General features: G+C 58.9%; 9 protein-coding genes. 4 read left to right on the plus strand and 5 right to left on the minus strand.

Features of this window, described 5'->3' with window-relative positions; translation table 11 throughout:
• Positions 1-39 precede the first annotated feature (39 nt).
• Complete coding sequence (panB, locus tag ABD112_RS05555) at positions 40-876, minus strand: 3-methyl-2-oxobutanoate hydroxymethyltransferase (RefSeq protein WP_343923943.1); 837 nt, start codon at positions 874-876, stop codon at positions 40-42.
• 151 nt (positions 877-1027) lie between these two features.
• Between panB and ABD112_RS05560 the strand changes: the two genes are divergently transcribed.
• Positions 1028-2365, plus strand: a complete 1338-nt coding sequence (locus tag ABD112_RS05560; RefSeq protein ID WP_343924015.1) for a glutamine synthetase family protein — start codon at positions 1028-1030, stop codon at positions 2363-2365.
• A gap of 16 nt (positions 2366-2381) precedes the next feature.
• Positions 2382-5312 carry a bifunctional [glutamine synthetase] adenylyltransferase/[glutamine synthetase]-adenylyl-L-tyrosine phosphorylase gene (locus ABD112_RS05565; RefSeq protein ID WP_343923945.1) on the plus strand — a complete coding sequence of 977 codons (2931 nt, stop codon included), beginning with the start codon at positions 2382-2384 and terminating at the stop codon, positions 5310-5312.
• 125 nt (positions 5313-5437) lie between these two features.
• Here ABD112_RS05565 and glnA read toward each other — a convergent pair whose 3' ends face one another.
• Positions 5438-6874, minus strand: coding sequence for a type I glutamate--ammonia ligase (gene glnA / locus ABD112_RS05570; RefSeq protein WP_343923947.1), 1437 nt, complete (start codon positions 6872-6874; stop codon positions 5438-5440).
• A gap of 136 nt (positions 6875-7010) precedes the next feature.
• Here glnA and ABD112_RS05575 point away from each other — a divergent pair, with 136 nt between their 5' ends.
• Positions 7011-7415 (plus strand): RDD family protein, encoded by a 405-nt coding sequence (locus ABD112_RS05575; protein ID WP_343923949.1) that lies wholly within the window; start codon positions 7011-7013, stop codon positions 7413-7415.
• Positions 7416-7463: 48 nt separating this feature from the next.
• Here the strand turns inward: ABD112_RS05575 and ABD112_RS05580 are convergent, their stop codons facing one another.
• Positions 7464-8180: a DUF4191 domain-containing protein gene (locus tag ABD112_RS05580; RefSeq protein WP_343923951.1), complete on the minus strand. Its 717-nt coding sequence runs from the start codon at positions 8178-8180 to the stop codon at positions 7464-7466.
• A 180-nt stretch (positions 8181-8360) separates the two neighbouring features.
• Here ABD112_RS05580 and ABD112_RS05585 point away from each other — a divergent pair, with 180 nt between their 5' ends.
• Complete coding sequence (locus tag ABD112_RS05585; RefSeq protein WP_343923953.1) at positions 8361-9842, plus strand: serine/threonine-protein kinase; 1482 nt, start codon at positions 8361-8363, stop codon at positions 9840-9842.
• 11 nt (positions 9843-9853) lie between these two features.
• Here the strand turns inward: ABD112_RS05585 and ABD112_RS05590 are convergent, their stop codons facing one another.
• Both ABD112_RS05590 and lpdA read right to left on the minus strand, forming a co-directional pair.
• Positions 9854-11419, minus strand: coding sequence for a 2-oxo acid dehydrogenase subunit E2 (locus ABD112_RS05590; protein ID WP_343923955.1), 1566 nt, complete (start codon positions 11417-11419; stop codon positions 9854-9856).
• 60 nt (positions 11420-11479) lie between these two features.
• Positions 11480-12853 (minus strand): dihydrolipoyl dehydrogenase, encoded by a 1374-nt coding sequence (gene lpdA / locus ABD112_RS05595; protein ID WP_343923957.1) that lies wholly within the window; start codon positions 12851-12853, stop codon positions 11480-11482.
• Positions 12854-12867 lie beyond the last annotated feature (14 nt).

A 12867-nucleotide genomic window follows, 5' to 3' on the forward strand; every position in this document is an offset into this window, starting at 1 on the left:
GAAACTTTCGCAATAGTGGTGGTGGGGTTGCGCGACTAATTACTCGTGATAAGAGTGCGCTTCCGTGGGATACGTCCCGGCTTCAACATCGGCTCTGTAGGCCGTTACTGCTCCAGCAAGCGTGGAGCGAAGATCTGCGTACTGTTTGACGAACTTGGGGATCCGTCCCTTGGTGAGTCCAGCCCAGTCTGTCCACACAAGCAACTGGCCATCGACGTGTGGGCCAGCACCGACACCAATTGTCGGAATTTTTAGGGCTTTCGTGACCTGTTCCGCGGCATCCGCAGGAACCATCTCGAGTACCACGGCAAAAGCGCCGGCATCTTCAACAGCGTGTGCATCGGCAAGGAGTTGCTCGATATTGTCCCCACGACCCTGGATCACGTGGCCACCCAAGCCGTGTTCGCTTTGAGGCGTGAAACCGATGTGTGCCATCAGGGGGATTCCAGCATCCACGATTCGTCGAATTTGTTCAGAGCTACGGACGCCCCCCTCAAGCTTCACAGCGTGGGCGCCCGTCTCTTTCATGAAGCGGAACGCTGTGTGGAGGGCCTCATCTGGCCCCGTTTCATAAGAACCGAAGGGAAGGTCGGCCACCACAAATGCGCGAGTAACGGCGCCAGCTACAGCGCGAGTTAAAGGGATGAGGTCATCGATACTGACGGGCAATGTCGTGTCGTAGCCGTAAACATTGTTTCCAGCGGAGTCACCGACAAGCAGGAAGTCGATGCCTGACTCGTCAAAGATGCCAGCAGTGAGCTGGTCATAGCTGGTGAGCCCAACGATCTTGATCCCATTCTCTTTGGCAGTCTGAAAATGGCGAGTGCGGACACGTTTGAGGTTTGCTTGCGCGGCAGCTGCGGCTGGGTCAGTCATAGCGGTCAGTCTAACGACACTGTTACGCCCAGCGATCGGTGGACCGCGACGGCGAGTGCGCTGCATTGCCGCTTCAGAGCAAGTAGCCTAAGGAAGGCACAATTGACGTCGCGCATTCGCGACACGGCACGGATCGAGGGACTCAATGTCAATGGACAAGCAGCGCGACTTCGTTCTTCGTACGATCGAAGAGCGCGGTATCAAGTTCGTTCGACTCTGGTTTACGGATGTCGTAGGAACCCTCAAGAGCGTTGCCGTCGCTCCAGCCGAGATTGAGGGCGCTTTCGCTGAGGGCCTGGGTTTTGACGGTTCAGCCATTGAAGGCTTTACTCGTGCATACGAGGCTGACATGCTCGCGCATCCTGACCCCACAACTTTCCAGATCTTGCCCTGGCGGGGAGAGATTGATCCCACCGCTCGCATGTTCTGTGACATCACGACGCCAGACGGCCATCCAGCATCATCCGACCCTCGCAACGTGCTCAAGCGCACGCTGGAAAAGGCTGCCGATCACGGCTTCACTTTCTACACGCACCCCGAAATCGAGTTCTACCTGCTCAAGTCGAGCAAGCTCAAGAATGGCAGCCCCCAGCCGGTTGACTCCGCAGGTTTCTTCGACAACGTTCCTGGAGGCACCGCGCACGATTTCCGCCGTCGTTCGGTTCGGATGCTCGAAGATCTGGGAATTTCGGTGGAGTTCAGCCACCACGAGTCAGGCCCGGGCCAGAACGAGATTGATCTGCGTTACGCCGATGCGCTGACCACAGCAGACAACATCATGACGTTCCGCACCGTGATCAAAGAGGTCGCAATCGAGCAGGGTGTCTACGCAACCTTTATGCCGAAGCCGATGTCTGGCCAGCCAGGTTCAGGAATGCATACCCACATGTCGCTCTTCGAAGGTGACCAGAATGCTTTCTACGACGCGAGCGGTCACTACCAGCTCTCCAATGTTGGTCGCCAGTTCATGGCAGGAATTCTCAAGCATGCACCGGAAATCACGGCAGTTACGAACCAGTTCGTGAACTCCTACAAGCGACTCTGGGGCGGTGACGAAGCGCCTAGTTTCGTCACGTGGGGCCACAACAATCGTTCGGCTCTCGTGCGGGTTCCGCTGTACAAGCCTGGCAAGGGCCAAAGCGCGCGCATCGAATACCGAGCGCTCGATTCCGCGGCGAACCCCTACTTGGCGTACTCACTTTTGCTCGCAGCAGGGCTCAAGGGCATCGAGGAGGGCTATGAACTGCCCCTTGAGGCAGAAGATGCTGTTGGCGAACTCTCGGAGCACGAGCGCCGCGCACTCGGCTACGAGCAGTTGCCATCGAACCTTAACGACGCTCTCAGCATCATGGAAAGTTCGGAGCTCGTTGCCGAAACGCTGGGGGAGCAGGTCTTCAACTTCGTTCTGCTCAACAAGCGGCGCGAATGGAAGGCATATGGCGCGCAAGTCACTCCATATGAGCTGGAGAGCAACCTAGAGATTCTCTAGAGGTTGCTGGCTCGTCATGTCTAGGTCTCCGTATACTCTGACCGAACTCGCCAAGCTCGGCTTCGTGGAGCTGAGCGAAGCGCGCGCGCAACTCGTCGCCCTCGATCGTCCCGAAGTTCCGCGCCTCTTTGCGCGAGCGGCAGACCCCGACCAAGCCTTGCGGCTGCTTCTGGCGCTATCGGAGTCCGCGCCAGAAAAGCTTGAGCCCATTCTCGAAAATGACGATGCTGCTGTACGACTCGTGCAGATTTTGGGTGCGTCATCGGGTTTAGGCGACTATTTTGTGCGGCATCCTCAAGAACTAGACGCTTTGTGTGCGCCAATCACGGGCCCGCCGACGCCTGAGGAGTACGTGGTCGTGCTCGCCGAGGCAACTGATGGCCTTGATAGCGAGGATGCGTGGGTGGCCTTGCGCATCCGCTATAGACGAGAACTTGCCAAGCTCACCGGCTGGGATCTCGCACAAGCGGATCCGCTTGGCGCAGTAGACCGAGTTGCGATGGCGCTGGCAGATCTCGCCGGTGCAGCCCTCGAGGAGTCGTTGAACATCGCGCGGCGCACAGTTAATTTTCCCGAGTCAGACATTGCCGGAACCCGAGTCGCGATCATCGGAATGGGCAAGGCTGGCGCGCGCGAGCTGAACTATGTTTCGGACGTCGATGTCATCTTTGTCACCGAGCCGGATGGCATCGAAGCCAACCGTGCGGTGGACATCGCAACGAGCCTTGCCGTTCAGACCATGCGCGGTATCAATGACCTCACGCTTGAGCCCGGATTGTGGGAAGTCGACGCAAACCTTCGCCCCGAGGGCAAAGACGGTGCCCTGGTTCGTACGCTTGAGTCCCACCTTGCGTACTACGAACGTTGGGCCGACAGTTGGGAGTTTCAGGCACTCCTCAAAGCGCGGCCGATCGCTGGCGATCAAGATCTGGGTGAACGCTATGTCGCCGGCGTGGCACCCATGATCTGGTCGAGCGCATCCCGCGAGAACTTTGTCGCGTCAGTTCAGCGGATGCGTGAACGCGTTACCGAGAACATTCCTCCCGAAGAGCGCGATGTGCAGCTCAAACTGGGTCGCGGGGGGCTTCGCGATATCGAATTTACGGTGCAATTGCTGCAACTCGTGCACGGACAAAGCGACGAAAAGGTGCGGCAGACCTCAAGCCTGCGAGCACTGATCGCACTAGCGGAGCACGGCTACATCGGGCGCACGGAAGCGGGAGAGTTCGCGCGCGATTACCGGTTCTTGCGGCTACTTGAGCATCGCATCCAGTTGTCGCGCCTGCGGAGAACCCACTTGATGCCGCGAGATCCTGATGATCTTCGCGTGCTCGCGCGCGCGAGCGGAATTGCCAAGAGTGCGAGCGACCTGACGGAACAGTGGCAGCGCACAAAAGTCGCGGTTCGTCGTTTACACGAGCGTTTGTTCTATCGCCCATTACTTTCAGCGGTTGCAGCGCTTCCTGACGAGGGGATCGCTCTGTCGAGTGATCAGGCTGCTGCGCGTCTTGCGGCCATCGGATTCCTCGACCCCAAGGGTGCATTAGCCCACATCGCTGCGCTCACGGGCGGCCTCACTCGTCGCGCCACTGTGCAGAAAACACTCTTGCCCGTCATGCTGCAGTGGTTCGCCGATGGGGCGGACCCTGACTATGGACTACTGGCATTCCGACGCCTCAGCGAAGCACTGGGGGAGGCGTACTGGTTCTTGAGGATGCTGCGCGATTCCTCTGGGGCGGCAGAGCGGCTGACCCATGTTCTGTCAGCGTCCAAATATGTTGGTTCACTTTTTGAGCGGATACCCGAAGCCGCAGCGTGGCTAGAACATGAGAAAGAGCTTCGCCCACGGTCGATTGAGGTGCTGCGCGAAGAGTCTCGCGCGATTGTCGCTCGTCACCGCGGAGACGAGAATGCTGCGGCGGTTGCGCTGCGCACTGCTCGTCGTCGCGAAGTGCTTCGTCTCGCTCTCGGGTCAATCCTCGGCGTCACCACGATCCAAGAGTTGGGCCGGGGGCTCAGCGATGTGACGACCACTATTCTTGGGGGCGCTCTAGCGGTGCTTCGGCCCGATCCTGATGGCATCGAATTTGGCGTCATCGCGATGGGGCGTTACGGCGGAGCGGAGTCAGGCTTCGGTTCGGACACCGATGTCATGTATGTCTATCGTGCGACGGATGCCGCGAGTGAAGATGCCGCTAAACGTGCTGAAGCTATCGCCAAAGGACTGAAACGCATCACTGAAGATGTGAAACTTCCCTTGGATCTCGATCTGGACCTGCGCCCCGAGGGTAAGAATGGCGCTATTGTGCGCTCACTGGACTCCTACGAGGCCTATTACGAGCGTTGGTCGCTCACTTGGGAAGCGCAGGCGCTACTGCGTGCTCGCGGCGTAGCGGGCGACCTGGGGCTGCTGAACGACTTTGAGACGCTTGCAAACGGTGTGAGATATCCACAGTCGATTTCTCCCCAAGACGTCAGAGAAGTGAAGCGGATCAAGGCGCGTGTGGAGTCCGAACGACTCCCGCAGGCCGCAGACCCATCGCGACACCTCAAACTGGGGCGCGGTTCGCTCAGCGACGTCGAGTGGTTTGTTCAGTTGTTGCAGTTGCAGCACGGCGCTCGAGTAGAGGGGCTGCGTACAACCTCGACTCTGGATGCGCTTGATGCCGCTGTGGCAGAAAAACTTGTCACTGCGTCCGACGCTGCACGCTTGCGTGAAGCTTGGATCTTGGCCTCCCGCGCTCGTTCCGCGATCACGCTCTGGACATCAAAGGCTGCAGACGTTCTGCCGAATGACCGGCTACAACTTGAAGGAATCGCTCGGATGCTCGAGTATCCACCAGGGTCGGCGACCAAGCTCGAAGAAGATTACCTTCGCGCCACGCGTCGTTCTCGACGAGTGTTTGAACGACGCTTCTATGGCGTCGCGAGCACAGTGCGCTCCTAGAAACCGCACTGCATGAGCGGGGGCCGTTCCCTTGCTGGATCGTCGTTTGTTCTCAGCCACACCGTTTAACGCAGATTCGGGCCGCACCCCGAAGGGTGCCGCCCGAATCTATGCGGTGCTAGCGCTTAGACGCCGAAGTACAGTTCGTACTCGTACGGGTGCGGACGCTGCGCGAACGGAAGCAGCTCGTTCGTACGCTTGTAGTCGATCCAGGTCTCGATGAGGTCCTTGGTGAAGACGTTGCCTTCCATGAGGAAGTCGTGGTCAGCTTCGAGAGCCACGAGTGCTTCTTCGAGCGAAGCAGGAACCTGAGGAATCAGGCGTGCTTCTTCGGGGGGCAACTCGTAAAGGTCTTTGTCAACGGGCTCGTGCGGCTCAATTTTGTTCTTGATGCCGTCGAGGCCTGCCATGAGCTGGGCCGCAAACGCGAGGTAAGGGTTACCCGATGCATCGGGTGCGCGGAACTCGATGCGCTTCGCCTTGGGGTTCGTTCCCGTGATTGGGATACGGATGGAAGCCGAACGGTTTCCCGCCGAGTACACGAGGTTCACGGGTGCTTCGAATCCGGGGATCAAGCGACGGTATGAGTTCACGGTCGGGTTGGTGAATGCGAGCACAGCAGGTGCGTGCTTGAGCAGCCCACCGATATACCAGCGAGCGGTGTCGCTGAGTCCGCCGTAGCCCTTTTCGTCGTAAAACAGCGGGGTGCCGTCGTTCCAGAGTGACTGGTGGGTGTGCATTCCCGAGCCGTTGTCACCGAAGATCGGCTTCGGCATGAACGTTGCGGTCTTGCCCCACTCGCTTGCGGTGTTCTTGACGATGTACTTGAACTTCAGGATGTCGTCGCCGGCGTGCACGAGGGTGTCGAACTTGTAGTTGATCTCGCCCTGTCCTGCGGTGCCTACTTCGTGGTGGCTGCGCTCGACCTCGAGTCCAACATCGATGAGCTTCATGACAATGTCGTCACGCAGGTCGGCGTGCTGGTCAACGGGGGAGACCGGGAAGTAGCCGCCCTTCATCGGAGTCTTGTTGGCGAGGTTTCCGCCTTCTTCGATGCGACCGCTGTTCCAGGCGCCTTCGCTGGAATCGACTTCGTAGAAGCTCTTGTTGGCCGTCACTTCGTAGCGAACGTCGTCGAAGATGTAGAACTCGGCTTCCGACGCGAAGAAAGCTGTGTCAGCGATTCCGGTCGAGGTGAGGTACTTCTCAGCCTTCTTGGCAACCTGGCGCGGGTCGCGAGCATAAATCTCACCGTTACGCGGGTTGTAGATGTCAAAAATGATGATCAGGGTGCGCTCGATACGGAACGGGTCAACGTAGGCGGTCGTCACATCAGGAATGAGCTGGAGGTCCGACTCGTGGATCGACTGGAAGCCTCGCATTGATGAACCATCAAAGAGTTGGCCGACCGAGAAGAAGTCTTCATCAACGGAGGCGGCGGGGATGTTGAAGTGTTGCTGAATTCCGGGCAGATCGGTAAATCGGATGTCGAGAAACTTCACGTCTGTGTCCTTGATAAAGGCAAGAACCTCAGACGAATTTGCAAACTTCGGATGAGACATTGAGTGGAACTCCAAGGGGTTCATTGGCGATCGGCTGTCGTTACAACCATCTCTTAGGGTACAGAACCCGAGTTTCGCGAGCATCACCGAATTGTTTCGGGGATGTTACATGCGTGAGATTCGTTAGGCTGAGTCAGTGAATCAGCAGCAAAACTCAAACGATCAGTGGCCGGGCAAGCACATCGGACTTCCGGCTGAGGGCCCGCGTTCGATAGCGAGGCTTGGTCGTCGTCTTGCTGCGCTGGCGGTTGACTGGGGTTTTGCCGTTGTGGTGTCGATCGCGTTCTTCAATTATGACGCTCTCGCGACCCTGGGCGTGTTCGTCACCGCACAGATCGTCCTACTCATCACGGCGAATGGGAGCTTTGGTCATCTCATTATGGGGCTGCGCGTTGTTCCACTCGCCGGCGGCTACCTAGGGTTGTGGCGGCCAATCGTGAGGACGCTCCTCATGGCTTTCGTTATTCCCGCCGTGATTTGGGATTCCGATCAGCGGGGCATGCACGATCGGCTCGCAGGAACACTGCTCGTTCGCCGTTAGTGGCCTTCGCCTGAGAGATGCCGGCCCTAAGCGCACGCTCACACAGGCTTAGGCGCGCTGTGAACGCTGCGCACGTGCTTTCATCGGGTCAATGCCCTTAGGAATAGGGAGCCCGTTCTTATCGAGGGAGGTGAGGCGGTTCGAGATTGCGAGAATTTCCGGCTTGCGGAGCACATTCTTGAGACGACCGAGGGTAGGCGCGAGCTTGTGCAGCGCTACCGAATCAGCGTCAGGGCCTACGTAGATGAAGTGCACCGGAACGTTGGGCAAGAATCGAACCAGTTTGCGGCGTTCGTCTTCGAGCATCTTCTGAGTGCGGCTGCGGGGGCCCTCGCCAATCAGGGCGACTCCGCCCTTGCCCACGGCACGGTACACCGCATCCTGGGTCTTCGGGCTGATGGCGACAGGCATTTCGCTCGCGGTCCAGCCGCGACGCAGTGAGCTCTTTAAGACGGCGCCAACTGCACCGGGCTCTCCTGCGATCTGCGAGTAGGCAGCACGCTCTGCCCGACGACCAAGAACGATGAGGAACGCGAGAAGACCGGCCATGACTCCTGCAACGATGTAGAGCACAAAGCCCAAGACGTTGCCCGCCGATATCAGGAACGCAAGCGCAAGCCCGATAAGAACGGGGAGCAAAAATGCGAGCAAGAAGAACCAAATCGCGAGGTTGTCGTACCGCCTCGTCATCTGGAAAACTTGGTACATCTGCTTGATGCGGCCTGGTTCTTTCGGAGCCTTCGTCTTCTTTTCTCTGCGTGCCATGCTTCTAGGATACGGCCTACAACGCGTTGCTGAATTCCCGATTTGAGCTGTTGCCCAAATCGTGACGCTCTCGGCGGTGCGCTGCTCTCACCTCGCCTCTACTGCATGATGAGTTTGGGACTTCTCCACAGCTCCTTCGTCATGCCGATAGCGTTCGAACAGCCCGCCGAGAATGGGGCTGTGACTGATGACACCGTGGCTGGCTATAGGACCGTTCGTGCCCTCGGCGAGAGTGCGCGCGCAAGGGTTTTTCTTGTGCGCACGCGACAGCTAGAGCAACGAAGCTCTGTAACGGCGCCGTCGGCGCAGGGGCAGGTGATCGGAGAAACACCACTGGTCACACGAGCCCTTAAGCAGTTTCATGCCGGCACTACAAGCGCACAAGTTCTTACCGAAGTCGAGTGCCTGTCACGCGCAACCGGCGCGCATACCGTTGCTCTTGACGATCTAGCTGCTTCCGCGGACGACCAACCGATTGTTGTTGTGCGCTGGATCGGAGCGGGCTCGCTCCGGAGGCTACTGCGTGATCGGAGTTCGTTGCGGCCCGGCGAAGCGATCACTGTCATCGCGCCACTGATTGGTGCGCTCACCCGCGTCCATCAGTCGGGAGTCGCAATCGGCGCTGTAAGTCTGGATGCTGTTCGATTTGATGATTCTGGGTGCCCATTCTTCACAGAGTTTGGGTTCGCCCAGTTGACCGACACGAGCCCAACTCCCGCCGAGCTCCAGTTGAACCAGAAGTTTCGAGAGGACCGACGTCAATTGGCAACCTTGGCAAGCAGTGTGCTTGCTGCGGTGAATGCTGGCACGGAAGGTTCGCGTTCAGTGTGTGAGCTCAGTGAGTGGCTCAGCGACGACGCAAACACTGGCTCGCCAGACTGGGGTCAACAGCTCGAGCAGAAGTTGTTTTGCATTGGCGCACCAGAGCCCCTCCGGCTTGCGAGCGATGCATCGGATGCGGCGACCACGGTATCAAGTTCGGTGCGCTTGGTCGCTGCGGCCGACCCCGCTCGCGCGGTTCCAGCATTGAGTGAGGCGAGTTCTCTACTCGCTTTACCTCCGTGGCTAGATGGCCATATTGCTGAGGGGGTGCAGCAGGTACAGCACCGATGCGCGAGTGCCCTCAGTGCGTTGGCGGCGTGGTGTCGCCCTGTACGGGTGCGCACGTGGGTGCTCGCCGCAATCGGTCTAATCTGTGTGCTCGCGGCCGGTGTGCTGTTCGCTGTTGAGGCCGTGGACGCCGAGGACGTAAGCGAACAGGCGAACGAGGCGTCGGGATTCGGCGAGACATTGGTGCTGGAGACGCCGATTGCGACGGACGTGGTCGACGAGCTTCCTGTCGACGCGGCGCATGCACTGCCGTTGTTGCTCAAAACGAGGTCCGAGTGCCTTCGGGATCTCTCTGTGGTGTGTCTCGAGTCCGTTTCTCCGCGTGGAACACCGGCCTATACCAACGATGTCGCACTTGTGGAGGCTGTGCTGGACGGCGGCGAGTTGCCGACCGCAGCACTGCTCGATGCAGATACCAGAGTCGAGACACAACAGCTCGGGGACAGCGTGCTCTTTGAGTTCGTGGGCGGGGATACAAGCCAATCGGCCTCGGTCCTTCTAGTGAAGGGCGAGGCCGGTTGGCGAATCAGGAGCTACACGCTGCCTGAGTGATTCGAGTTGAGCTAGATGCCGAGCTTGTCGGCGAAGTCGCCGCCTTCAAGACGGTTCTTCATGTCGACGAGGAAGCGAGCTGCGTCAGCGCCGTCCACAATGCGGTGGTCGTAGCTGAGTGCCAAGTACACCATCGAACGGATTCCGATCGAGTCACCATGGGCATCGCTGATAACAACGGGTTTCTTAGTGACGATTCCGGTGCCCAAAATCGCAGACTGCGGGAGGAACACAATCGGAGTGTCGAACAGGGCGCCGCGCGAACCGGTGTTGGTCAGCGTGAACGTTCCGCCCGAAAGCTCGTCTGGCGTGAGCTTGTTGTCGCGAGTGCGCTGTGCGAGATCGGCGATCTCTCCAGCAAGACCCGCAAGGTCAAGCGATGCGGCATCGCGGATGACCGGCGTAAGAAGTCCACGCTCGGTGTCTACAGCGATGCTGATGTTCTCCTGCGCTGGGTACACGATCGAATTGTCTTCGATTGTCGCGTTGATAATCGGGTTCGACGTGAGTGCCTCGGCCGCAGCAAGTGCGAAGAACGGCAGGAACGAAAGCTTCGTTCCTGTTTTCTCGTGAAACTTGTCTTTGACCGAATTGCGGAAGTTCGCAACGGCCGTGACATCGACCTCGACGACAGAGGTGAGCTGCGCAGAAGACTGCATCGAGATAACGGCACGCTCGGCAATGACCTTGCGCAGTCGAGACATCGGAACTGTTGTGCCACGAAGCGGTGAAACCTCGCGAACGGCGGGCGCGGCTGGAGCAGCTGCAGGAGTTTCAGTGCTTGACGCCTTTTCGCTAGCCTCAAGAACATCCTGCTTGCGAATCCGACCGCCGACACCGGTACCGGTGAGCGTGCTCACGTCGACACCACGCTCGTTGGCAAGCTTGCGAACGAGCGGAGTGAGGTATCCGGCCTGCGAGTCGTCAGCATCTGAGTCGTCATCATCGGACTCGTCGCTGCTCTCCGAAACTTCCTCTGCAGCAGGTGCAGCAGGTGCAGCAGGTGCAGCAGGTGCATCTTCAGTGGGCGTGGCCTCTTCAGCGGGTGGGGCTTCAGTAGCGGGAGCTTGCTCAGCTGGTGCGGCCTCTTGCTGAGTTTCCTCAGCAGCTGCGGCCGGAGTTTCAGCTGCGGCCGGAGTTTCAACAACAGGGGCAGCGGGCTCGGCGGCGGCAGGCGCAGCTTCTTCTGCTGGTGCTTCGGCTGGCTCTTCAGCGGCCGGTGCAGCAGCTTCGGCGGCGGGTTCAGCCTCTGCCTCAGCGGCTGGTGCAGAGGGCGCTGTCTCGGCTTCTGCAGCAGCAGGCTCAGACTCGGCGGCGGGAGCGGCGTTTGAGCTACCCGAACCGTCACCGATTCGTACCAGCGCGGTGCCTACTTCAACTGTCTCGTCTTCGGCAACCAAAATCTCTTCGATGACACCGGCAACGGGAGAAGGAATCTCCGTGTCTACCTTGTCGGTCGAGACTTCGAGCAGGGGCTCGTCAACCTCTACGCTCTCGCCGACTTGCTTAAGCCAGCGGGTCACCGTGCCCTCGGTGACACTCTCGCCGAGTGCCGGAAGGTTAACGGATTCGCTCATCAGTACTGCTCCTTTGTGATGCTTGTAGTCAATAGCTTAGTTCCGTGGTTGAGGCGGAGGCTATACCGCGTGAAGCGGCTTGCCTGCCAGAGCGAGAAATGCCTCGCCGAGGGCCTCGTTTTGAGTGGGGTGTGCGTGTAGCAACGGCGTTATGTCTTCTGGATGTGCTTCCCAGTTGACGATGAGCTGTGCTTCACCGATCAGTTCGCCTACGCGTGCGCCGATCATGTGCACGCCAATGACGGGGCCATCAACGACGCGAACGACCTTGATAGATCCGGTAGTGCCGATGATGGCGCTCTTGCCGTTTCCGCCCAGGTTGTAGTCGTAGGCCTTGACGTTGTCAGCGCCGTGCAGCTCGACTGCCTTGGCTTCGGTCAGACCAATGGAGGCAACCTCAGGGTCGCTGTAGGTGACCTTGGGGATGTTGAGATCATCGATCACGATCGGCTTGAGGCCGGCGATTTCTTCGACTACGAAGATTCCCTGCTGGAACCCGCGGTGTGCGAGTTGGAGGCCGGGAACAATGTCGCCAACCGCGAATACGCCGGCAACGTTTGTTGCGAGTCGATCGTTCGTCAAGACGAAGCCGCGATCCATTTCAATGCCGACTTCTTCGAATCCGAGACCCGCAGTTGACGGGCCACGACCGACAGCAACGAGAAGAAGCTCTGCCTCAACGATTTCGCCGTTCTCGAGAGTGACAACCACTCCATCGTCGTTCTGTTCAACGCTCTTGAATCGCACGCCGGTGTGGAAGTTGATGCCACGACGGCGGAAAGCGCGCTCGAACTGCTTGCTTACTGATTCGTCCTCGTTCGGAACAAGGTTGGGGAGACCCTCGATGATCGTCACCTCGGAGCCCCAGCTCTTCCAGACGCTGGAGAACTCGACACCGATTACGCCGCCGCCGAGAACAGCAACCTTCTTGGGCACGAAATCGAGCTCAAGAGCCTGTTCGGAGGTGATTACGCGGCCACCGATTTCGAGACCGGGGAGCGATCGCGAGTACGAACCCGTAGCAAGAATCACGTTCTTGCCCACAACGGTTTCTTCGCCAACTTGAACTGTGTTGGGCGCAACCAGCTTGCCTTCACCCTCGATGACGGTGATTCCGCGCATCTTGATGAGGCCTTGGAGGCCCTTGTACTTGCTGGCAACGATGTCCTGGCGGTATTTAGTGACGCCAGCAATATCAATGCCCTCGAGCGTGGTGTTTACGCCGTACTTGGCGGCTTCTCGGGTCACGTCAGCAACTTCTGCCGAGTGCAGAAGCGCCTTGGTGGGGATGCAACCCACGTGCAGACAGGTGCCGCCGAGCTTGTCCTTCTCGATCAAGCCAACGGTCATGCCTAGTTCGGAGGCGCGCAACGCAGCTGCGTAACCACCACTTCCTCCACCTAGAACGACAAGGTCAAAATTGTGCTCAGCCAATACAGCAGCTCCTC

The organism is Rhodoglobus aureus, from assembly GCF_039527955.1.
In the GTDB taxonomy this organism is placed as follows: Bacteria; Actinomycetota; Actinomycetes; order Actinomycetales; family Microbacteriaceae; genus Rhodoglobus; species Rhodoglobus aureus.

What these genes read in the sequence shown, in the direction of transcription:
- panB (WP_343923943.1), bottom strand. Translation starts at nt 876, where the DNA reads ATGACTGACCCAGCCGCAGCTGCCGCGCAAGCAAACCTCAAACGTGTC.
- ABD112_RS05560 (WP_343924015.1), top strand. Translation starts at nt 1,028, where the DNA reads ATGGACAAGCAGCGCGACTTCGTTCTTCGTACGATCGAAGAGCGCGGT.
- ABD112_RS05565 (WP_343923945.1), top strand. Translation starts at nt 2,382, where the DNA reads ATGTCTAGGTCTCCGTATACTCTGACCGAACTCGCCAAGCTCGGCTTC.
- glnA (WP_343923947.1), bottom strand. Translation starts at nt 6,874, where the DNA reads ATGTCTCATCCGAAGTTTGCAAATTCGTCTGAGGTTCTTGCCTTTATC.
- ABD112_RS05580 (WP_343923951.1), bottom strand. Translation starts at nt 8,180, where the DNA reads ATGGCACGCAGAGAAAAGAAGACGAAGGCTCCGAAAGAACCAGGCCGC.
- ABD112_RS05590 (WP_343923955.1), bottom strand. Translation starts at nt 11,419, where the DNA reads ATGAGCGAATCCGTTAACCTTCCGGCACTCGGCGAGAGTGTCACCGAG.